This is a genomic window from Streptomyces sp. NPDC033131 (genome assembly GCF_055578365.1).
This window is the reverse complement of sequence record NZ_JBVIPA010000011.1, coordinates 151380-171650: the sequence shown is the minus strand read 5'-3', so window position 1 is coordinate 171650 and position 20271 is coordinate 151380. Positions and strand designations below refer to the sequence as shown.

Annotated in this window: 16 protein-coding genes and 1 pseudogene; 4 read left to right on the top strand and 13 right to left on the bottom strand. The window is 70.8% G+C overall.

What is annotated here, in order from left to right:
- Nucleotides 1-59: 59 nt before the first annotated feature.
- From ACZ5XS_RS16945 to ACZ5XS_RS16905, 9 genes and pseudogenes are all read right to left on the bottom strand, one after another.
- Nucleotides 60-584 (bottom strand): annotated as a pseudogene (locus tag ACZ5XS_RS16945) (SDR family NAD(P)-dependent oxidoreductase); the annotation flags it as partial.
- A 64-nt stretch (nucleotides 585-648) separates the two neighbouring features.
- Complete coding sequence (locus ACZ5XS_RS16940; protein ID WP_468651953.1) at nucleotides 649-2289, bottom strand: nuclease/transposase family protein; 1641 nt, start codon at nucleotides 2287-2289, stop codon at nucleotides 649-651.
- A 232-nt stretch (nucleotides 2290-2521) separates the two neighbouring features.
- Nucleotides 2522-3649: a bifunctional 3-oxoadipate enol-lactonase/4-carboxymuconolactone decarboxylase PcaDC gene (pcaDC, locus tag ACZ5XS_RS16935; RefSeq protein ID WP_468651951.1), complete on the bottom strand. Its 1128-nt coding sequence runs from the start codon at nucleotides 3647-3649 to the stop codon at nucleotides 2522-2524.
- Nucleotides 3646-4977 carry a 3-carboxy-cis,cis-muconate cycloisomerase gene (pcaB, locus tag ACZ5XS_RS16930; RefSeq protein ID WP_468651949.1) on the bottom strand — a complete coding sequence of 444 codons (1332 nt, stop codon included), beginning with the start codon at nucleotides 4975-4977 and terminating at the stop codon, nucleotides 3646-3648. Before pcaB ends, pcaDC begins: the two co-directional genes overlap by 4 nt.
- Entirely contained in the window at nucleotides 4974-5579 is a 606-nt protein-coding gene (gene pcaG, locus ACZ5XS_RS16925) for a protocatechuate 3,4-dioxygenase subunit alpha (RefSeq protein WP_468651947.1), read from the bottom strand. Before pcaG ends, pcaB begins: the two co-directional genes overlap by 4 nt.
- 6 nt (nucleotides 5580-5585) lie before the next feature.
- Nucleotides 5586-6359, bottom strand: coding sequence for a protocatechuate 3,4-dioxygenase subunit beta (pcaH, locus tag ACZ5XS_RS16920; RefSeq protein ID WP_468651945.1), 774 nt, complete (start codon nucleotides 6357-6359; stop codon nucleotides 5586-5588).
- A gap of 16 nt (nucleotides 6360-6375) precedes the next feature.
- Nucleotides 6376-7578, bottom strand: a complete 1203-nt coding sequence (locus tag ACZ5XS_RS16915) for a thiolase family protein (protein WP_468651943.1) — start codon at nucleotides 7576-7578, stop codon at nucleotides 6376-6378.
- Nucleotides 7575-8219 carry a CoA transferase subunit B gene (locus ACZ5XS_RS16910; protein WP_468651941.1) on the bottom strand — a complete coding sequence of 215 codons (645 nt, stop codon included), beginning with the start codon at nucleotides 8217-8219 and terminating at the stop codon, nucleotides 7575-7577. The genes ACZ5XS_RS16915 and ACZ5XS_RS16910 overlap by 4 nt, the downstream gene beginning before the upstream one ends.
- On the bottom strand, nucleotides 8219-8974 hold the full coding sequence (locus tag ACZ5XS_RS16905; protein ID WP_468651939.1) for a CoA transferase subunit A: 756 nt from the start codon (nucleotides 8972-8974) through the stop codon (nucleotides 8219-8221). Before ACZ5XS_RS16905 ends, ACZ5XS_RS16910 begins: the two co-directional genes overlap by 1 nt.
- A gap of 213 nt (nucleotides 8975-9187) precedes the next feature.
- On the opposite strand from ACZ5XS_RS16905, the gene ACZ5XS_RS16900 reads away from it, so the two are divergent.
- A complete protein-coding gene (locus ACZ5XS_RS16900) occupies nucleotides 9188-9655 on the top strand; it encodes a MarR family winged helix-turn-helix transcriptional regulator (RefSeq protein ID WP_468652072.1) in 468 nt (155 codons plus the stop codon).
- Between the two features lie 14 nt (nucleotides 9656-9669).
- Here the strand turns inward: ACZ5XS_RS16900 and ACZ5XS_RS16895 are convergent, their stop codons facing one another.
- Nucleotides 9670-10623, bottom strand: a complete 954-nt coding sequence (locus ACZ5XS_RS16895) for a DUF3048 domain-containing protein (RefSeq protein WP_468651937.1) — start codon at nucleotides 10621-10623, stop codon at nucleotides 9670-9672.
- 232 nt (nucleotides 10624-10855) lie between these two features.
- On the opposite strand from ACZ5XS_RS16895, the gene ACZ5XS_RS16890 reads away from it, so the two are divergent.
- Nucleotides 10856-12046 carry a zinc-dependent alcohol dehydrogenase gene (locus ACZ5XS_RS16890; protein WP_468651935.1) on the top strand — a complete coding sequence of 397 codons (1191 nt, stop codon included), beginning with the start codon at nucleotides 10856-10858 and terminating at the stop codon, nucleotides 12044-12046.
- Between the two features lie 37 nt (nucleotides 12047-12083).
- Here ACZ5XS_RS16890 and ACZ5XS_RS16885 read toward each other — a convergent pair whose 3' ends face one another.
- Entirely contained in the window at nucleotides 12084-13154 is a 1071-nt protein-coding gene (locus ACZ5XS_RS16885) for an ATP-dependent DNA ligase (RefSeq protein WP_468651933.1), read from the bottom strand.
- Between the two features lie 74 nt (nucleotides 13155-13228).
- Between ACZ5XS_RS16885 and ligD the strand changes: the two genes are divergently transcribed.
- A complete protein-coding gene (ligD, locus tag ACZ5XS_RS16880; protein WP_468651931.1) occupies nucleotides 13229-14266 on the top strand; it encodes a non-homologous end-joining DNA ligase in 1038 nt (345 codons plus the stop codon).
- Between the two features lie 39 nt (nucleotides 14267-14305).
- On the opposite strand, the gene ACZ5XS_RS16875 is transcribed toward ligD, so the two are convergent.
- Both ACZ5XS_RS16875 and ACZ5XS_RS16870 read right to left on the bottom strand, forming a co-directional pair.
- A complete protein-coding gene (locus ACZ5XS_RS16875) occupies nucleotides 14306-16510 on the bottom strand; it encodes an OmpL47-type beta-barrel domain-containing protein (protein WP_468652070.1) in 2205 nt (734 codons plus the stop codon).
- A gap of 26 nt (nucleotides 16511-16536) precedes the next feature.
- On the bottom strand, nucleotides 16537-19032 hold the full coding sequence (locus tag ACZ5XS_RS16870) for a ThuA domain-containing protein (RefSeq protein WP_468651929.1): 2496 nt from the start codon (nucleotides 19030-19032) through the stop codon (nucleotides 16537-16539).
- A gap of 189 nt (nucleotides 19033-19221) precedes the next feature.
- On the opposite strand from ACZ5XS_RS16870, the gene ACZ5XS_RS16865 reads away from it, so the two are divergent.
- A complete protein-coding gene (locus ACZ5XS_RS16865) occupies nucleotides 19222-20178 on the top strand; it encodes a multicopper oxidase domain-containing protein (protein ID WP_468651927.1) in 957 nt (318 codons plus the stop codon).
- Nucleotides 20179-20271: the final 93 nt, after the last annotated feature.

Genomic DNA, 20271 nt, shown 5'->3' with positions numbered 1-20271 from the left:
GCTCGTCCGGCTACCCGAGACCTACTTTGCGGCTGGTGTCTGAGCTAGGACTCCACGGCCTCCTCGGCCAGGGCGAAGGTGTGCGCGGCGAGCGCGAACTTGCTGCGGCAGTACGCCGAGAGGCCGCTGTAGCCCCGAATGAGCTCGGGATCGTCGACATCGAGGGGCTCCTGGCCGGCCGAGCCGACGTTGACGATCCGCGCGGGCGGGTTCGCCAGCAGGAGCGCGCGGGTCAGCGCGACCGGCGCCAAGTAGTTTACGGCCAGCCTGAGTTCGTGTCCGTCGGCGCTCACCTCCCGCCCCGAGCCGGGCGAACCGCCGCCCACACCCGCGTTGTTGACCAGGACGTCGAGCTCGGGGTGCGCCTCGGCGACCCGGGCGCCCAGCTCGCGCACCTGCGTCAGTGCGGCCAGATCGGCGACGAACCCTTCGGCCGCACCCTCGCCGCGCAGTTCCTCGACGAGCTGGCGCGTGCGGGCGGCGTCACGGCCGTGGGCGAGGACCAGGTGTCCGGAGCGGACCAGTTCGAAGGCGACATGGCGGCCGAGACCGGAGGTGGCGCCGGTGATCAGAATCGTGGACATGCCCGCACCGTAGGCGCGCGGCGGGGACGTCGGCGTGATGCTGGTGAGGCTACGACCGGCAGGGTCACCGTTCCTGAAGACTGGGCGGGAGTGAGTCCTGTTGCCAGAAATCATGCTCAGTCGAACGCCCCGGACGGTGTTGGGCGTTCTGGTTGCCCGCGTTCGCTCCGCGTCCGGGCGGCACGGATCGTGTCCGTGGTCCGGGGATGCGGGGGCGGGTTTCCTCACGCCCAGGAAAACGCCGATCGGCCTGGACGGTCCGATGCCCCACCGCATCACTCCGGTGCTGTGGGGGCGGTGCCGTCTGTCGCCGGATCGGGTGTCCCTGGGCGCGCCTTCCGATCGCCACTGCAGCAGCATCATGGCGAGTGGTGGTGCGAGTCGTCGTAGTGAGGGGTTTCTGCCAGTGCTGGGCACCCCACCGGCTGGTGTAGGCCGGGTCGACGGCGAGGACCGCGATACCCGGCTGATCCGCCATCGACGCCAGCCGGGCACGGAGCTTCCCGGTGGGCATACCGGAAATCAGCTGCCGGAACCGCTTACGTCGTCCGTGTCTCTCGCGGGTCTTCTCCGCGGCGAAGTCCAGGTCCTCCACCGCGATCGCCTTCACGCCGCAGGTCTTCGCCCAGTGTAGGAGGCGGGTGAGGGCGTGGCGGACCTGGGCGTCGCGGTGCTGGGCGGTGCCGGTCAGGTCGTAGGAGAAGCGGCGGGGGCTGCCGGTCGGGTTGCCGTGGGTGTCGAGGCGCCAGGCGGCGACGTGGTCGGCGTTCATGTCGACGCCGATCACCCCGTGCGCGAGGGCAGCCTCGATCGGGAGTGTGGGGGTGGGCGGGGTCTGCCAGGACGCGGTCACATACCAGCGGTTCCGGCCGGTATCGAGGTGGATGCGGTAGGCGATGGCCCGGTCGGCCGCGACGCGATCCGCCCACTCGCCGCCCCGGTGCGCGAACACAACCCTGCTGGCGAGGACGTAGCGACCGTGCGGGGCGTTGGCCAGATGCGCGAGCGGTGCGGGGAGTTTGATGCCCACCTCGCCGTCCGGGCTGATGCGGATGGTCTCGTTGCCGTAGCGCTTGCCGGACTCCCCGTCCGCCTGGCAGAACCAGCGCTCCGCCTCCCAGCGCCCCCGCCATCCGGACTCCGTGAGCTGGGCCGCCTCTGGGTGATGCCGGGTGCGGGCCAGCCGCTTCCCGCCGCGGACGACGTGCACGAGGCCGGCCTCGCGGTCGGCCCGCACGGAAGCCAGGCGGTCCTGAAGTACCCGCAGCCGCCGCGACTTGGCATGCCATTCCCGCTGCGACCAGTAACCCCCGGGCGCCTTCTTCGTCCCATTCTGACCGACCGGCAGCGACAGGCGGTCCTCGATGGTGCGAACCCCCGCTTCCAGGTTTTGCAGGTGCGCCGACTGGCAGCGGCGGGCCAGCGCCCACTGGTCATGCGACGCCTTGGTGATACTGCCCACCCACCGCGACGACGACAGCGGTGTCAACTCCCGCTTACGCACCGCCCACGCCTCACCGGAATGCGAAAGGCCGTCCCGGCAACGCGCTTTGAGATCCCTGGAAGCCAGCGGCCCCAGATGCGCCCCCACCAGGCGCAGCACCTTCTCATCGTCCGGCGTCAGGTGCTTGAGGCAGGTCCGGACGGCCGCACCACTGGGACCGGACGCGACGAACGGCTCTGCGATGCTCCTCAGCTCATCCACCCCGTGCCCCCCGCCCGGCCCGCACTCGAAGAACCCTGTCGCCGTGAGAAACGAGCGCCACCCAGAAAAGTCACACATTCGATGCAAGAACGTCAGTTCCTCACCGAGAACCAGCCCCACGGCCCAGTCGCGCGACACGACACAGACCCCGCACGCTCACTCCCGCTCACCAAAACCCTCTTGAACACACTCCAGCGGCAACAGCTCCAAACCCTCCCACTCACCCTCCGGCTCACCCTTCCGAGCCGTCCTCCTCCGCCAGCACCCGCTGGGCCGCCGCGAACGCCGAGTTCGCCGCCGGGACCCCGCAGTACACGGCCGTCTGGAGCAGCACCGCGCCGATCTCCTCGGGGGTGAGGCCGTTGCGCCGGGCCGCCCGCACATGCATCGCCAGCTCGTCGTAGTGGCCGTGCGCGACCAGCGCGGTCAGCGTGATCATGCTGCGTTCGCGGCGGCTGAGCGTCGGGTCGGTCCAGATCTCGCCCCACGCGTAGCGCGAGATGAAGTCCTGGAAGCGCGCGGTGAAGGGCGTCTGCCGGGCCTGCGCCCGGTCCACGTGGGCGTCCCCGAGGACCTCGCGCCGCACCTCCATGCCCCGTCTGGCGCCACCGTCGAAGTGCGCCCGCAGTGCGGTCAGGACGGCCTCGGGGCACTGCGCGGGCGCCAGATGCGAGGCCCCCGGGATCTCCACCAGCGCGGCGCCCGGCACCGCGTCCGCGATCTCCCGCAGATGCGCGGGCGGGGTCGCGGGATCCTCGCGGCCGGCGACCAGCAAAGTGGGCGCGGAGATCTCCGCCAGCCGCTCCCGCAGGTCGAACGCGGCCAGCGCGTCGCAACAGGCGGCGTACGCGTCGGGGTCGGCGTCCCGGTGGTCCCGGACGAGTTCCGGCACGGTGAACCCGGACGTGAACCAGCGCGCGCCGGCACCGTCCGCGAGCTGGTCCAGGCCCTCGCTCCGGACGCGCGCGGCCCGCTCCTCCCACGGCTTCGAGCCGTTGAAGTGGGCGGAGGAACAGATCACCGCGAGCGACGACACCCGCTGCGGATGGTGCACGGCCAGCTGCAGCCCCACCGCACCGCCCAGTGACACCCCGGCGTAGGCGAACCGCTCGATGCCCAGGGAGTCGGCGAGCGCGAGCACCAGATCGGCGAGGTCTCCGACGGTCGCGCCCGGCCCGATCAGGCCGGCCGCCGAACCGCCGTGCCCCGGCAGGTCCCAGCGGATCACCCGGTGGGTGAGGGACAGTTCGGGCGCGACCCGGTCCCACAGGGCGTACGAGGTGCCCAGCGAAGGTCCCAGCAGCAGTGGGGGAGCGGAAGCGGGCCCTTCGGCACGGTGGTTGAGGCGGGTGTCGGTCAACGTCGCTCCAGAGCACGGTCGGTGAGGGCTCCGGCGGAGCCGGTGTAGCGGGCGGGGTCGGTGAGCTCGTCGAGGTCGACGTCCTTCAACTCGGGCTGCTCGGCGAGTAGTTCGCTAAGGCTCCGGCCCTCGGCGTAGGTACGCCTGGCGAGGTCCGTGAGCAGTTCCCTGGCGCGGGCACGGCCCAGGACGGGTGCCAGCTCGGCGGACAGCCGCTCGGAGACGACCAACCCGTGGGTGAGGTCGAGGTGTGCGCGCATGACGTCGGCGTGGACCCGCAGGCCCTCGGTCAGTTCGGCCGCGTCGCGGGCGGCGCCGCCGACCAGCCGGAGCAGGTCCCGCACCGGCTCCCACTCGGCGTGCCAGGCCCCGGCCGGCCGCTCGTCCTCGGCGGCCAGCGAGCCGTACAGGGTGGCCGCGAGCTGGGGGGCACGCCGGGCGGCGGCCGCGACCAGCGTGGACCGTACCGGGTTCGCCTTGTGCGGCATGGCGGACGAACCGCCGCCGCTGCCCTCCGCGACCTCGGCGATCTCGGTCCGGGAGAGGGTGAGCATGTCCGCGGCGATCTTGCCCAGGGCCCCGGCCGTGAAGGCCAGACAGCCGGCGAGGTCGGCGACCGGCGTCCGCAGGGTGTGCCAGGGCAGTGCCGGCGCGGCGAGCCCGCTCTCGCGGGCGAAGGAGGTGAGCAGCGCGGTCGGATCGTCCGCGCCGTACGCCGTGAAGGCCGCCAATGTCCCGGCCGCACCGCCGAGTTGAGCGGGCAGAGAGTCCCGTACGGGCGTTGCCCGGTCCCGGGCGTCCAGCACCAGCGACCGCCACCCGGCCGCCTTCAGCCCGAACGTCGTCGGCACGGCGTGCTGGGTGAGCGTCCGCCCCGGCATCGCGGTGTCACGGTGTGCGGCGGCCAGCCGGGCCAGCGCCCGCTCGGCGCGTCCGAGGTCGGCGAGGATCAGGTCCAGCGTGCGCCGGGCGACCAGCATCATCGCCGTGTCCATGATGTCCTGACTGGTCGCGCCCCGGTGGACGTACGGCCCGAACTCCTCGCCCACCGCCTTCGTCAGATCGGCGACCAGCGGAATGACGGGATTCCCGCCGCCCCGGGCCCGCTCCGCCAGCGACCGCACGTCGAATCGGCCGGCGTCGGCCGCCTCGGTCACCGCCGTCGCCGCCCCGGCCGGGGCGAGCCCCCACGCGGCCTGGGCGCGGGTCAGCGCCGCCTCCGCGTCCAGCAGCGCCTGCAGGTGGGCACGGTCGCCGGTCGCGGACGCGGCCGGGGAGCCTGCCCACCCGGGGGCGAGCAGGCCGGTGTCCGCTTCGTCGGATGTCACTGGAACTCCAGGAAGACCGTCTCGCCTTCGCCCTGAAGGCGGATGTCGAAACGGTACGTTCCCTTGTCCCCGCCGGTCGCGATCAGCGTGGCGCGTCGCTCCGCGTCCAGCCGCGCGAGCAGCGGGTCCGCGGCGAGCGCCGCCTCGTCGCCCGGCAGGTAGATCCGGGTGAACAGGTGCACCAGCAGCCCGCGCGCGAAGACGCACACGCTCAGGTACGGGGCGCTCCGCCCGCGCGCGCCGGGCCGGAGTGTGCGCGCGGACCAGTGGCCGCTCGCGTCCGTCTGGATGCGGCCCCAGCCGGTGAACTCCACGCCGTTGCGGCCGAGGAAGCCGCCGCTCGCCGTGTCGCGCCGCATCGAGCCGTCGACCGCCGGCAGGTTGCCGTCCGGGTCGGGACCCCACAGCTCCACGAACGCGTCGGGCAGCGGATTGCCCTCGCCGTCGTACACGTGCCCGTGCACGGCGATCGTGTCCGGGTGGCCGACCGGGGCGATGTCGCCGCCGCCGGGGAACGGCAGGGCGTGGCCGTAGAAGGGGCCGACCGTGTGCGACGGGGTCGGCAGCACGGTCTCCGGGCGACTCGTGTCGATCTTCGTCATGGCAGGTCAGCGTCCTTCTTCGATCCAGGTGGCGGTCGGCCCGTCGAGCACGATGTCCCAGTGGTAGCCCATCGAGAACTCCGGCACCGACAGGCTGTGGTCGTACGTCGCCACCAGCCGCTGCCGGGCCGTGTCGTCCGTCACCGACTGGATGATCGGGTCGTAGGGGAACAGCGGGTCGCTCGGGAAGTACATCTGCGTCACGAGCCGCTGCGTGAACGCCGAACCGAACAGCGAGAAGTGGATGTGCGCCGGCCGCCAGGCGTTGACGTGCTGACGCCACGGGTAGGGGCCCGGCTGGACGGTCGTGAAGTGGTAGAGGCCGCTGTCGTCGGTCAGCGTGCGGCCGACGCCGGTGAAGTTCGGGTCCAGCGGGGCGTCGTGCTGCTCGCGCTGGTGCGCGTAGCGGCCGGCCGAGTTCGCCTGCCAGATCTCGACCAGCTGACCGCGGATCGGACGCCCGTTCCGGTCGAGAAGCCGCCCGGAGACGGTGATGCGCTCGCCGATCGGCTCGCCGTTGTGCTGCCGGGTCAGGTCGTTGTCGACCTCGGTGATGTCCCGTTCCCCGAAGGCGGGGGAGGACAGCTCCACCAGCTCCGGGTCCCGGCTCACGTCGATCGCGACCGGCGGCTGCTTGGGGTGCCGCAGGACCGAGGACCGGTACGGGGCGTAGTCGCGGCGCGGCTGGTGCTCGACGGGAGCGCCGTCGGCGAGGCGCTTCTCGTACGCGGCGTGCTCGGCCGCGATCTCCAGGTCGATGTCCGCTTGGGTGAGAGTCATGGGTTGCTCACGCTTCCTAGCGCTCGAGGACGAGGGCGAGACCTTGGCCCACGCCGATGCAGAGGGTGGCGACGCCGACACCGCTGCCCCGGCGGGCGAGCTGGTGGGCGACCGTGCCGGCGAGCCGGGCACCGGAGGCGCCCAGCGGATGGCCGAGGGCGATGGCACCGCCCTGCGGGTTGAGGATCGCCGGGTCGAACTCGGGCCACTCGGCCACACAGCCCAGCACCTGGGCGGCGAACGCCTCGTTCAGCTCCAGCACTGACAGGTCGTCGAAGCTCTTGCCCGCCTTGGCGAGTGCGCGGTTGACCGCCTCGACGGGCGCGAGGCCGAAGTAGTGCGGGTCCAGGGCGTTGACGCCGGTCGCGGAGATCCGGGCCAGCGGTTCGCGGCCGGTGGCCTTCAGTCCCTCCTCGTCGACGAGGAGCAGCGCGGCGGCACCGTCGTTGAGGGGCGAGGCGTTGCCCGCGGTGACCGTCCCCCCGGAGGTACGGAAGGACGGCTTGAGCCTGGCCATGGCGCTCAGTGACGCATCCGGCCGTACGCACTCGTCGGCACCGAAGACCACCGGCTCGCCCTTGCGCTGCGGGATCGACACCGGAGCGAGCTCGGCGTCGAACAGGCCCGCCTGCTGGGCCCGTGCGGCCTTCTGGTGGCTGTTCAGCGCGAACTCGTCCTGCTGCGCACGGCTGATCTTGTGCTTCTCCGCGATCAGTTCGGCCGACTCGCCCAGTGGGACGGTCCACTGCGGTTCCATCCTCGGGTTGACCATCCGCCAGCCCAGCGTGGTCGAGTACAGCTCGGTGTGCCCGGCCGGGAACGGCTTGTCCGACTTGGGCAGCACGTACGGCGCCCGGGTCATCGACTCCACGCCACCGGCCACGGCGATGGAGGCGTCCCCGACCGCGATGGCGCGGGCCGCCTGGATCACGGCCTCGAGACCGGACGCGCACAGCCGGTTGACGGTCACACCGGGCACCGAGGTGGGCAGGCCGGCCAGCAGTGCGGCCATCCTTCCCACGTTGCGGTTCTCCTCGCCCGCGCCGTTGGCGTTGCCGAAGTACACGTCCTCGATCCGGGACGGGTCCAACTGCGGCGTACGGGCGAGGAGTTCACGGATGGCGTGCGCGCCCAGGTCGTCGGGGCGTACGGCGGCGAGGGCACCGCTGTAGCGGCCGACCGGGGACCGGACGGCGTCGACGATGTAGACGGTCTTCACTTCAGGGCCTCCGCGACGGTCAGGCGGGCGTCGGTCTTGGCGGTGATCTCGTCGACGCTCACGCCGGGCGCGGTCTCGACGAGCACCAGGCCGTCCGCCGTGACGTCCAGAACACCGAGGTCGGTGATGATCCGGTTCACACACGCCTTGCCCGTGAGCGGCAGCGCGCATTCCGCGAGGATCTTCGGGGAGCCGTCCTTGGCGGTGTGGGTCATCACGACGATGACCGTACGGGCTCCGTGGACGAGGTCCATCGCCCCGCCGATGCCGGTGATCAGCTTCCCGGGGATGGCCCAGTTGGCCAGGTCGCCCTTCTCGGAGACCTGCATCGCGCCGAGCACCGCGACGTCGATGTGCCCGCCCCGGATCATCCCGAAGGACAGTGCCGAGTCGAAGAAGGACGCGCCCGGCAGCACCGTCACCGTCTCCTTGCCCGCGTTGATCAGGTCGGGGTCGACCTGGTCCTCGGTGGGGTAGGGGCCGGTGCCCAGGATGCCGTTCTCCGACTCCAGGATCACCTCGACGTCCGGCGGGAGGTAGTTGGGGATCAGGGTCGGCAGGCCGATGCCGAGATTGACGTACTGGCCGTCCTCCAGCTCGCGCGCGGCCCGCGCGGCCATCTGTTCGCGTGTCCAGGCCATCAGGAGCTCACCGTCCGCTTCTCTATCCGCTTGTCGGCGGCCTGTTCCGGTGTCAGCGCGAGGACCCGCTGTACGAAGATCCCCGGCAGATGCACCGCGTCCGGGTCCATCTCCCCAGGCTCCACCAGCTCCTCCACCTCGGCGATCGTCACCCGGCCGGCCATGGCCGCGAGGGGGTTGAAGTTGCGGCTGGACCTGTTGAAGACCAGATTGCCGTACCGGTCCCCTTTCGCGGCCCTGACCAGTGCGAAGTCGGTGCGGATCCCGTGCTCCAGCACATACTCCGTGCCGTCGAACTCCCGCACCTCCTTCGGCGGTGAGGCGAGCGCGACGCCGCCCTGCCCGTCGTAGCGCCAGGGCAGCCCGCCGTCGGCGACCTGCGTGCCCACGCCCGCCGGGGTGAAGAACGCCGGGATCCCCGCGCCGCCGGCCCGCAGCCGCTCGGCCAGCGTGCCCTGCGGGATCATCTCCACCTCCAGCTCCCCGCCCAGGTACTGGCGGGCGAACTCCTTGTTCGCCCCGATGTAGGAGCCGGTCACCCGGGCGATCCGCCCGGCCGACAGCAGCACCGCGAGGCCGGAGTCCATCGCGCCGCAGTTGTTCGAGACGACGCTCACGCCGGTGATCCCCCGCTCGTACAGCGCCTGGATCAGCACGTTCGGCACACCGCTCAGCCCGAATCCGCCCACCGCCAGCGACGCACCGTCCGGCACATCGGCCACCGCCTCGAGGGCGGTGGCGACCACCTTGTCCATCCGTGAAGCCCCATCCCGTCCGAGCGCCCGTCCTGAGAAATTAGTCAGGGCACTGATTATTTCAGCGAGGTGTCCCTCACGCTGCCACCGGAGCTGCGGGGCGTCAAGACCCAGGAGAACTGCCAGGTCAGTTCACCGGGTGCGGGCCGCAGACAGGTGCCGCCCGCGCCGGTATTGTTCAGTGCACCAATGAATTCGATCTGGGGAGCGCACATGGCCGCGGTGGACCTCTCCACCCACCCCGGGCACCTGGCCCGGCGGCTCCAGCAGGCGCACTACCTGCTGTGGAACACGATGGTCTCCGAGGAGATCACCTCGCCGCAGTTCGCGGTCCTCAACGCGCTCGTCGGGGAGCCGGACCGGCTGGATCAGCGGACCGTCGGGGAACGGGTGGGCCTGGACCGGTCGACCATCGCCGAGGTGATCAGCCGGCTCGGCCGGCGCGGGCTCCTCGACAAGGTGCGCGACCCGCAGGACGGCCGCCGCTTCCTGCTGCACCTCACGGACGAGGGCCTGCGCACCCACCGCAAGCTGACCGTGCGCACCGCCCGGATGAACCAGGTCTTCCTGGCTCCGCTGTCGGCCGAGGAGCAGAGCGTGTTCTTCGACCTCATCCAGCGGGTCTCGGACGCGGCCGAAGGGCTCCGCAACCCGACGCAGCCCCTCGTCGCCCAGCCCTGAGCCCGCTCAGCCGCTCACGAGGCCTTCGCGAACACCACCCACACCTGCCCCTCGGCGAAGTTCACCGGCTCCCCGGCGTCGGTCGTGAACTCGGTGCCCTCCGTGGCCTCGGGGCGCGACCAGTTCACGCCGTAGGCCCGTCCGCCGCGCAGCACGTCCGCGGTCCCCGAGCCGACCGTCTCGGTGTACGGCGTGTTGTTGCCGAGGAAGTCGTGGAAGGCGGACGCGCGCACCTTCACGTACTGCACGACGACCGTCGCCGGCGCCATCCGCTTCCCGTCGGTCGTCACGGCGGGCGTCCCGTCCATCGAGACCAGCCAGCGGCCCCGGTCCGCCGACCAGTTGAAGGTGAAGGCCGCCGCCGGGTAACGCACGGTCCGCGAGGTCTCCTTCTGTCCTACGGCGGGTGCGGCGCCGTACCGGAAGCCGGTCGTCAGCGCGTCCGCGCCCGGCGCGGCGGGCAGCAGCCGCTCCGGCCGCAGGTAGAGGTTGTGCGGGGAGGGCTTGCCGGTGCCGCGGTAGTAGGCGCCGGACACCGTGCCGGGCGTCTGCGCGACCAGGGGCGCCTTGTCGATCAGCGGCATCAGTTTGCCCTGGGCCCCGGAGAAGGCGAGTGTCGGCCGGTCGAACTGGGCCAGCAGCTCCAGGTCCGACTCGCGGGCGCTGCGCACCGGACCGACGGCCTTCGGCAGCTTGGTGGCGTAGACCGCCATCAGCCGGCTCAGCCCGCCCTCGACCTGCTCGGCGTACACGATGTCGGCGGAGTCCAGGCCCGTATGGGGCCGGGCCGCGCGGGCGTTGTCGATCTTCACGGTGAGTACCGAGCCGGCGTCGACGCGCTCGCTCGGACTCTCGCTCGGGCTCTCGACGGGCGTGCGCAGCCGCCCGCGCCCGTCATCACCCGCGCCGCCCCCGCCCGTGCAGCTCGCCGTCAGCGAGGCGGTCGCCGTGGCGGCGAGCAGCGCCACCGCCGTGACGGTGCGTCGCGTGCGCGCTCTGTGTCCCTTGCCCACCGTGGCCACCCGTCTCTTGTCATTGATTGTGCGCTCATACGTTCATTGATGGCCATACCCGCTCGATTCTGATCGGCCGCGTTGCCTACGCCGATCGGGCCCGGGTGCGGCGATTCGGCGGCGTGGCGACCGGGTACCCGGTCGCCACCGCAGACCGGACACGCCGACGTGACCTAGGGAGCGTGCGATGAAGGCAGTGACCTGGCAGGGAAAACGGGACGTGCGGGTGGAGGAAGTGCCCGATCCGACGATCCAGGAGCCGACGGACGCCGTCATCCGGGTCACCTCCACCGGACTGTGCGGCTCCGACCTGCACCTGTACGAGGTGCTCACCCCGTTCATGACACCGGGCGACATCCTCGGGCACGAGCCGATGGGCATCGTCGAGGAGGTCGGCGCCGGGGTGCAGGACCTCTCGGCCGGCGACCGGGTCGTCGTGCCGTTCCAGATCGCCTGCGGCAAGTGCTGGATGTGCCTGACCGGCCTGCCGACGCAGTGCGAGACCACCCAGGTCCACAGTGAGGGCATGGGCGCCGCCCTCTTCGGCTACACCCGTCTGTACGGCTCCGTCCCGGGCGGCCAAGCCGAGTACCTGCGCGTCCCGCAGGCGCAGTTCGGCCCGATCAAGGTCCCCGAGGGCCCGCCCGACGACCGCTTCGTCTACCTCTCCGACGTCCTGCCCACCGCCTGGCAGGCGGTCGCCTACGCGGACGTCCCGCAGGGCGGCAGCGTCGCCGTGCTCGGCCTCGGGCCGATCGGCGACATGGCGTGCCGCATCGCCCAGCTCCGCGGCGCCGGACAGGTCTTCGGCGTGGACCTGGTCGGCGAGCGGCTGCGCCGGGCACGGTCGCGCGGTGTGGAGACGTACGACCTCAGGACCTTCGACAACGAGAAGGAACTGGTCCAGGCGATCCGCGACGAGACGGACGGACGCGGCCCCGACGCCGTGATCGACGCCGTCGGCACCGAGGCCCACGGCAGCGCCGCCGCCAAGCTCGCCCAGCAGGCGTCCGCGATGCTGCCGCGGAAGATCAGCGGACCGTTCGCGGAGCGCTTCAGCGTCGACCGGCTCGCCGCCTTCCACACCGCCATCGAGCTGGTGCGCCGGGGCGGCACGATCTCGCTCTCCGGGGTCTACGGCGGCATGGCCGACCCGCTCCCGATGCTCACCATGTTCGACAAGCAGATCCAGATCCGGATGGGCCAGGCGAACGTGCGGCGCTGGAGCGACGAGATCATCCCCTACCTCACCGACGAGGACCCGCTCGGCGTTGACGACTTCGCCACCCACCGGCTGCCGCTCAGCGAGGCACCGGACGCGTACCGGATGTTCCAGCACAAGCGGGACGGCGCGGTCAAGGTGCTGATGACTCCCTGAGCCACTCCCTGAGCCACTCCCTGAGCCAGGCTACGCGTCACGCCGGGGGACCGAAGATCTCCGCCAGGTCGTAGCGCACCGGCTCCTCCAGCTGCGCGTACGTGCAGCTCTCGGGGGTCCGGTCCGGGCGCCAGCGGCGGAAGCGGGCCGTGTGCCGGAAGCGGGCACCGTTCTCCATGTGGTCGTACGCCACCTCGACCACCCGCTCCGGCCGCAGCGGCACCCAGGACAGGTCCTTCTTGCCGGACCAGCGGCTGGGCGCCCCGGGCAGCCGGGCCGTCTCGTGTGCCGCCTCCTCGGCCCAGGCCGCCCACGGGTGTCCCGTGACGTCGTCCATGCGCAGCGGCTCCAGCTCCTCGACCAGCTCGGCCCGCCGCTTCATGGGGAAGGCGGCCGACACGCCCACGTGCTGGAGGGCACCCCGGTCGTCGTACAGGCCCAGCAGCAGCGAGCCGACCACCGGGCCGCTCTTGTGGAGGCGGTAGCCCGCGACGACGGCGTCCGCCGTCCGCTCGTGCTTGATCTTGAACATGGCGCGCTCGTCCTGGAGGTACCGCCCGTTGAGCGGCTTGGCGACGACACCGTCCAGGCCCGCCCCCTCGTACTGCTCGAACCACTGCTGAGCCACGTCGATGTCGGTCGTCGCCGGCGCCACGTGCACGGGGGCCGTCACCCCGGTCAGGGCCGCGGTCAGCAGCGCCCGCCGCTCGACGAGCGGCACGTCCAGCAGCGACTCGTCCGCCAGGGCCAGCAGGTCGAAGGCGACGAACGACGACGGCGTCCGCTGGGCCAGCGTCCGCACCCGGGAGTCCGCCGGATGGATGCGCTCGGTCAGCGCGTCGAAGTCCAGCCGCCCCTCCCGCGCGATGACGATCTCCCCGTCCAGCACGCACCGCTCGGGCAACCGCTCCCCGAGCGCCGCGACCAGCTCCGGGAAGTACCTGGTCAGAGGCTTGCCGGTACGGCTTCCCAGCTCGACCTCGGCCCCGTCACGGAACACGATCGCCCGGAACCCGTCCCACTTCGCCTCGTAGTGCATGTCCGGCGGGATCTTCGCCACCGACTTGGCGAGCATGGGCTTCACGGGCGGCATCACGGGCAGATCCATGCTCCGATTCTGCGCTCGAATCGAATGAAATGCCCGGTGTGCGAGGTATGCGCGGTACGCCTACCGTGGCTCGCATGGGCGAAGCGGTGGAACTGGAGGCGGGCGGCCGGACCGTACGGCTGTCCAGCCCGGACAAGGTCTTCTTCCCGGAGCGCGGCTTCACCAAGCTGGACCTGGCCCGCTACTACCAGGCCGTGGGTCCCGGCATCCTGCGTGCCCTGCGCAACCGCCCCACCACCCTGGAGCGCTACCCGGACGGCGTGGGCGGCGAGTCCTTCTTCCAGAAGCGGGCACCGAAGAACATGCCCCACTGGATCCCCACCGCGCACATCACCTTCCCCAGCGGCCGCAGCGCCGACGAGATGTGCCCCACCGAGGAGGCCGCCGTGCTGTGGGCCGCCCAGTTCGGCACCCTCACCTTCCATCCCTGGCCGGTCCGCCGCGACGACGTCGACCGCCCCGACGAACTGCGCATCGACCTCGACCCGCAGCCCGGCACCGACTACGACGACGCGGTCCGCGCCGCCCGTGAACTGCGCGCCGTCCTCGACGAGCACGGCGGCCTGCGCGGCTGGCCGAAGACCTCCGGCGGACGCGGCCTGCACGTCTTCGTCCCGATCGAACCCCGCTGGACCTTCACCCAGGTCCGGCGTGCCGCCATCGCGGTCGGGCGGGAGATGGAACGCCGGATGCCGGAGCGGGTGACCATCAAGTGGTGGAAGGAGGAGCGGGGCGAGCGCATCTTCATCGACTACAACCAGACCGCCCGGGACCGCACGATCGCCTCCGCCTACTCCGTACGGCCGCGCCCGCACGCCCCGGTCTCCGCGCCCCTGCGCTGGGACGAGGTCGGCACCGCGCACCCCCAGGACTTCGACATCGCGACCATGCCCGCCCGCTTCGCCGAACTCGGCGACGTGCACGCGGACATGGACGACCACGCCTTCTCCCTGGAGCCCTTGCTGGAGCTGGCGCGCCGCGACGAGCACGATCACGGGCTCGGCGATCTGCCGTACCCGCCCGAGTATCCGAAGATGCCGGGAGAACCCAGGCGGGTGCAGCCGAGCAAGGCGAGGAAGGAGGCGCCCCCACCGGAGGCACCTCCTTCCTGACCTGCGAAGGTGCCCCCTACGAGGGACCTCCTTCGGGACCTACAGCTCCTTGATCCTGATGTCCCGGTACGAGATCACGTCCGTCGTGCCGTGCACCTGGAGTCCGATGTGGCCGGAGGCGAACCGCCGCCCGTCCGTGCCCGGGTCGTCCGAGCGCGGCGGGGAGAAGTCCTGGCCGCCGACGTTGTCGAACTCGTTGATCAGCACGCCGTTGCGGTAGACCGAGTAGTGCTGGTCGACCACCCGGATCTCGTAGTCGTTCCACGTGCCCTTCTGGGTGACGCCGGCCCCGGCCAGCCCCACCCGGTCGAAACCGTAGACCGAGCCCGTCTTGTACATGTCCCCGTCGGGCCGGTCGAGCACCTGCACCTCGTGCCCGTACTTGATGGCGACCCACTCCGGCCGCGACTCCTCCGGGTGGTCGTGCACCCCCGGGAACCGCACGAACACACCGGAGTTGGCGTTGCCGGTGCCCGGAGCGTCGTCACGCCACTGGAGCCTGAGCGAGAAGTCGCCGTACTTGCGCTGCGGGAACCACAGCATGCCGAGCCCGGCCTTCGTGGTGCCCGAGGTGATCGACCCGTCGGCGTTCGGCGCGAACGAACCGCCGCCCACCTGCTGCCACTTGGCGAAGGACTCCGCGCTGCCGTCGAGGATCGTGCGGTAGCCCTCGGTCTGTCCGGGCTTGCCGATGCCGGACTGGCGGGCCGCCTTCTGGATCGCGTTGTACTCGCGCTGGTCGACGACGCCTTCCGTGAGGAGCTTGTCCAGTACCGCCTTGACATGCTTCAGGAACAGCGCGTGGGACGTCCACTCCTTCTCGTCCTCGATCAACTCGTTGATCCGGCACCGGTTGTTCGTGACCCGGTTCGGCACGCCCGAGTCGACCGTGCCGACGATGACGGTCCACCGCTCGTCGTACTCCGAACAGTTGGGTGCGGGCACCCCGCCGCCGGCCACCACGGTGAAGCTGACGGTCCGTGCGGCGGAGGTGTTGCCCGCCTTGTCGACGGCCCGGTACGCGAGGGTGTGCGCGCCGGCACGGTCGACCACCACGGCAATGCTGTATGCGATGTACGGTCCACCGTCGAGTGAATACTCGATCCGGTCGACACCCGACCCGCCGTGTTCGTCGGTCGCGCTCACGGTCACCTTGGCGTTCCCGACGTACGCCCCGTCGGAGTTCCGCGTGCCGTCCACGGTCACGCCGGTCACCGGCGGGGTCGTGTCCTGCGGTGGCGCGGCGACGACCGTGAACCGCACGCTCTTCTCGGCGGCCACGTTGCCGGCCTTGTCGGTGGCCCGGTAGCGCACGGTGTGCGTCCCGGCCTGGTGCACCATCACGGGGGCGGTGTACGGCTGCCAGGCACCGGAGCCGACCGCGTACTCGATGGTGTTGACGCCGGATCCGGTGTCCGAGGCGCTGACGGTGACCGTCGCCATGTCGACGTACGTCCCGTCGGCGTTCTGCTCACCGCTCACTGTCGCCGAGGTGTCGGGCGGTGCGGTGTCGTCGGAGGCCGGGGGGACGACCGTGAACGCGACACTCTTCTCCGCCGACACGTTGCCCGCCTTGTCGAGGGCGCGGTAGCGGATCGAGTGGCTGCCGACCTGGTCGACGACGACCGGTGCGGTGTACGGAAACCAGTCGCCCGTGTCACCGACCGCATACTGTATGCCGTCGACCCCGGACCCGCCGTCTTCGTCGGTCGCGCTGATCGCGACACTCGCCGAGCCGACGTACTCGCCCTGCGCGTTCTGCGTGCCGGTCACCTGCGCGGTCGTCTCGGGCGGTGTCGTGTCCTCGCCGCCGCCCTCGGTCACCACGAGGATGCCCTGCATCTGGCCGTGGCCGGGAATCGTGCAGTGGTAGAAGTAGCGGCCCGGCGTGAGCGTGACCTCGGCGGTGTGACGGCCGCCCTGGTCGTCGCCCGGGTTGGCGAGGATGTTGAGCTGGACGTCGCTGTTGAACTCCGGATCGCTCGTCACGAACGTCAACGTGTGCGGCATGCCGATGGTGTTGCCGGTCGCCGCACTGTTCTCGAAGACGATCGTCGCCGCGCCCGCCACGGCCGTCGCGGGCGCCGACGTGTACTTGTCGATGTCGTTTCCGGCGGTCCAGGTGAGCACCTGGGCCGCGGCCTGCTCCTGGGGCTGCCGGCTCTCCTGCCGGGCATGCTGCTGAGTCTGCCCCGCTGCGGGCAGCGCCTGCAGCCCGAGGATGACGAGCAGCGCGGCCACCATGGCCGTCCAGACTCTTCGTTGCCGTGTCACTGCGTCCCCCTCGCCAGCCGGCCGGCGGCCGGAGTCGGCCCGCCGCCCGTGTAAGTGACCCGCCACAGCGCCGACCTGGCGTCCGAGGTGAAGAAGCCGCGGCCGTAGTCGAGGACGTACAGGGCGCCGTCCGGACCGAACTTCCAGTCCATGAGGTTCCTGATGCCGTTGTTGCCGACCGGCACGATCTTCTTCAGGGACTCCGAGTGGACCGGCAGACCGCCGGCGCCCTGGTTCTTCGGATCGGTGATGACCGCGTTGCGCGGCTGGTCGGCGTCGTAGAAGTCGCCGACGAACCACTTGCCGTCCCAGTAGGAGGGCCACTTGGCCGCGCTCGTGCTCGCCGCGTCGTACCGGTAGACCGGCCCGTTCATCGCGGCCTGGCCGCCGCCCTTGAGCCACGGCAGCAGATAGGTGGCCTCCTCCTGCTTGTAGGAGGGGATGCCGTTCGCGTCGCGCGGGTAGTCCGGGGCGCCGCCCTGGGGCGAGTACCAGATGTTGTTGCCGGTGACGGGCGGCAGGTTGACCAGGCCGTCGTTGTTGGGCGACTCGTTCTTCGGGTGGTCGCAGTCGTACCAGCCGAGCGGCTGGGTGGGGTCGGGCAGGTTGCGGTCCCGGTAGGGCTGTTTGTTGCCCATGCAGTACGGCCAGCCGCGGTTGCCCGCCTCGGTGATGACGGCGAAGGTGTCGTACTTGGCGGGACCCCAGGTCGTCGAGGGCGCGCTCGCGTCGGGGCCGACCCAGCCGGCGTAGAGGGTGTCGGTCTGCTTGTCGACGAAGATGCGCGCCGGGTTGCGCACGCCCATCACATAGATCTCACCGCGGGTCTTGCCGCCGCCCTCGTCGGTCTCCTTGCCGGTGAAGAGGTTGCCGTCGGGGAGGGTGTAGGTCCCGTCGGGTTCCGGGTGGATGCGCAGGATCTTGCCGTTGAGGTTGTTGGTGTTGCCGGCGGTGCGGCGCGCGTCGGCGAAGGAGACACCCTTGTAGTTGGGCTGTGGGTTGTTGCCCGAGTAGCCGTCGCTGAAGCCGCTGGAGTTGTTGTCGCCGGTGGCGATGTACAGGTTGCCCTGGGAGTCCCAGGCCATCCCGCCGCCCGCGTGGCAGCAACTGTGGATCTGCACGGGCCACTTGAGCAGCACCTTCTCGCTGCCCAGGTCCAGTTTGTCGGTGGCGGGGTCGAGGGTGAAGCGGGAGACGCGCCGCTCGGCCATCCGGGTGTCGCGGTTGATCTGCGCGTGCGGCGTGTAGTGCAGGTACACCCAGCCGTTCTGCTCGAAGCGAGGGTCGAGTTCGATGCCGAGCAGGCCCTCCTCGACCTTGACCAGTTCGTCGCCGCCGCCCTTGTTGCCGAAGACGGTCAGCGCGCCCGCCAGGGTGACCTTCTTGGTCGCGGGGTCGTAGACGTGGATCTCGCCCTTGCCCTTGCCGATGTCGGGGTTGTTCCAGTCGGTGATCACGGGCTGGGAGGAGTCGGCGCCGCCCCGGCCGATGTAGAAGACGCGGCCGTCGGGCGCGGTGACCAGGCCGTGCGGTTCGCCGATCTGGTCGTTCTGCCCGGGCTGGTTGGGCTGGGTGAGCCGCTCCGCCTTGTAGTTGCCGTTGATCGTCGCCTTGCAGTCGGCCTGCACCAGCCGGGTGGTCCACAGCAGCGCGCCGCGCAGATGCGCGCGGAAGTCCGTCTCGTCGTACGACGACACCGTGCCGCCCATGCCGGTGTAGAAGGACCGCCCGCCGTCGTAGTCCCGGCACCAACTGACCGGGTGGTCCCAGCCGTTGGCGCTCGCGCCCGGCTGGTAGGTCGACTCCCGTACACGGGCGACGGTGTGCACGTCACCCGAGGGGTTCTTCACCCAGTTGAGCCACCGGTCGGGGCGCTTCCACTGCAGGGGCAGGTCCTTGGTGGCCGGATGCCGGCGGTCGCCGACCTCGACGGTGGCCCGCTGCGCGTTCGTCGGACCGGACACGGCCGGCCGGGCGCCGACGAGGCCGGTGAACCAGTCCGAGTACGGCTCCGCGCGGGCCGCGTCATGGATGCCGAGGAAGCCGCCGCCGGCCTCCATATAGGCCTCCAGGCCCGCTTCCTGATCGGGATCGAGGACGTCCCCGCCGCCGGTCAGGAAGGCGATGGCGTTGTAGCGTCCCAGCCGCGTGTCATCGGTGAAGACGGACGGGTCGCCCGTGGCCTCGACCTTGAAGCGCCCGCTCGCCGGACCGGAGAGACCGATCTGCTCGATCGCCTCGATGCCGGCGTTCACGACCGGTGACTCGTCCCCGGCGGCGGCGGACCCGTGGAAGATCAGCACCCGTACGTTCGCGCCGCCCGGCGGCGACTTGACGGACATCGTTGTCGGGGACGGCTCCGGGGCCGTACGCGCGTTCGCGGTGGGCCCCGACAGCAGTCCGGCGGCGACGAACCCGGCGGTCATGGTGGCCGCCCAGGCCCGTCTTCTCCTGTTTCTCGTGCTTCTTGCGCTCAACCCTCGTAAGTGCATGGGCACCTCCTCGGTCACAGCAACAGCGCGATGGAAGCTAGACCACTTTGCGCAACTCGCCAATACCTATGACCGAGTTACGACGAACTTTGTCCTGAGTGTGGATGAACGGCGGAACGGCCGGTACCGTCTCACCGGTTCATCACAGGTACGTCTCCGCAAATTCCGTATCAGGGTGGGGAGTTCCGCATGGACAGACGCGGGTTCAACCGACGAGTACTGCTGGGCGGCGCGGTCGTGGCGACCTCGTTGTCCCTCGGTCCCGAGGCCATGAGTGCCGACACACCGGCGAAGACCGCCCCGGCCGGTGGCGCGGTGAGACACATCAGGCTGTACGCCGAGAAACTCGCCGACGGGCAGATGGGCTACGGCTTCGAGAAGGGGAAGGCCACGATCCCCGGACCGCTGATCGAACTCAACGAGGGCGACACCCTGCACATCGAGTTCGAGAACACGATGGACGTGGCGGCGAGCCTGCACGTGCACGGCCTGGACTACGAGATCTCCAGCGACGGCACGAAGATGAACAAGAGCCACGTCGAGCCGGGAGGCACCCGCACCTACACCTGGCGCACCCACGCCCCCGGGCGTCGCAAGGACGGCACCTGGCGGGCGGGCAGCGCGGGCTACTGGCATTACCACGACCACGTCGTGGGAACGGAGCACGGCACCGGCGGAATCCGCAAGGGCCTGTACGGACCGGTGATCGTCCGCCGAAAGGGAGACGTCCTGCCGGACCGGACCCACACCATCGTCTTCAACGACATGCTGATCAACAACCGGCCCGCGCACTCCGGCCCCGACTTCGAGGCCACGGTCGGCGACCGGGTCGAGTTCGTGATGATCACGCACGGCGAGTACTACCACACCTTCCACCTGCACGGTCACCGCTGGGCGGACAACCGCACGGGCATGCTCACCGGACCCGACGACCCCAGTCAGGTCGTCGACAACAAGATCGTCGGCCCGGCGGACTCCTTCGGTTTCCAGGTGATCGCGGGGGAGGGGGTCGGAGCCGGGGCGTGGATGTACCACTGCCATGTGCAGAGCCACTCCGACATGGGGATGGTGGGGCTGTTCCTGGTGAGGAAGACCGACGGGACCATTCCCGGATACGAGCCGCACGAGCCGCACGAGTCCCACTGAGCCGGTCGCGGGCTTCCGCGCCTCACAGAGTGCTTCGAGACCGGGGTGAGAGCGCTCTCACTCCGCTCCACCTCCGGCGCTATCCTGATCGGC

Excerpts from the sequence above, each read along its gene's own strand:
- ligD (WP_468651931.1), top strand. The coding sequence starts at position 13,229 with ATGGGCGAAGCGGTGGAACTGGAGGCGGGCGGCCGGACCGTACGGCTG.
- ACZ5XS_RS16890 (WP_468651935.1), top strand. The coding sequence starts at position 10,856 with ATGAAGGCAGTGACCTGGCAGGGAAAACGGGACGTGCGGGTGGAGGAA.
- ACZ5XS_RS16885 (WP_468651933.1), bottom strand. The coding sequence starts at position 13,154 with ATGGATCTGCCCGTGATGCCGCCCGTGAAGCCCATGCTCGCCAAGTCG.
- pcaG (WP_468651947.1), bottom strand. The coding sequence starts at position 5,579 with ATGACGAAGATCGACACGAGTCGCCCGGAGACCGTGCTGCCGACCCCG.
- ACZ5XS_RS16905 (WP_468651939.1), bottom strand. The coding sequence starts at position 8,974 with ATGGACAAGGTGGTCGCCACCGCCCTCGAGGCGGTGGCCGATGTGCCG.
- pcaH (WP_468651945.1), bottom strand. The coding sequence starts at position 6,359 with ATGACTCTCACCCAAGCGGACATCGACCTGGAGATCGCGGCCGAGCAC.
- ACZ5XS_RS16900 (WP_468652072.1), top strand. The coding sequence starts at position 9,188 with ATGGCCGCGGTGGACCTCTCCACCCACCCCGGGCACCTGGCCCGGCGG.
- ACZ5XS_RS16870 (WP_468651929.1), bottom strand. The coding sequence starts at position 19,032 with ATGCACTTACGAGGGTTGAGCGCAAGAAGCACGAGAAACAGGAGAAGA.
- ACZ5XS_RS16865 (WP_468651927.1), top strand. The coding sequence starts at position 19,222 with ATGGACAGACGCGGGTTCAACCGACGAGTACTGCTGGGCGGCGCGGTC.
- ACZ5XS_RS16910 (WP_468651941.1), bottom strand. The coding sequence starts at position 8,219 with ATGGCCTGGACACGCGAACAGATGGCCGCGCGGGCCGCGCGCGAGCTG.
- ACZ5XS_RS16875 (WP_468652070.1), bottom strand. The coding sequence starts at position 16,510 with ATGGTGGCCGCGCTGCTCGTCATCCTCGGGCTGCAGGCGCTGCCCGCA.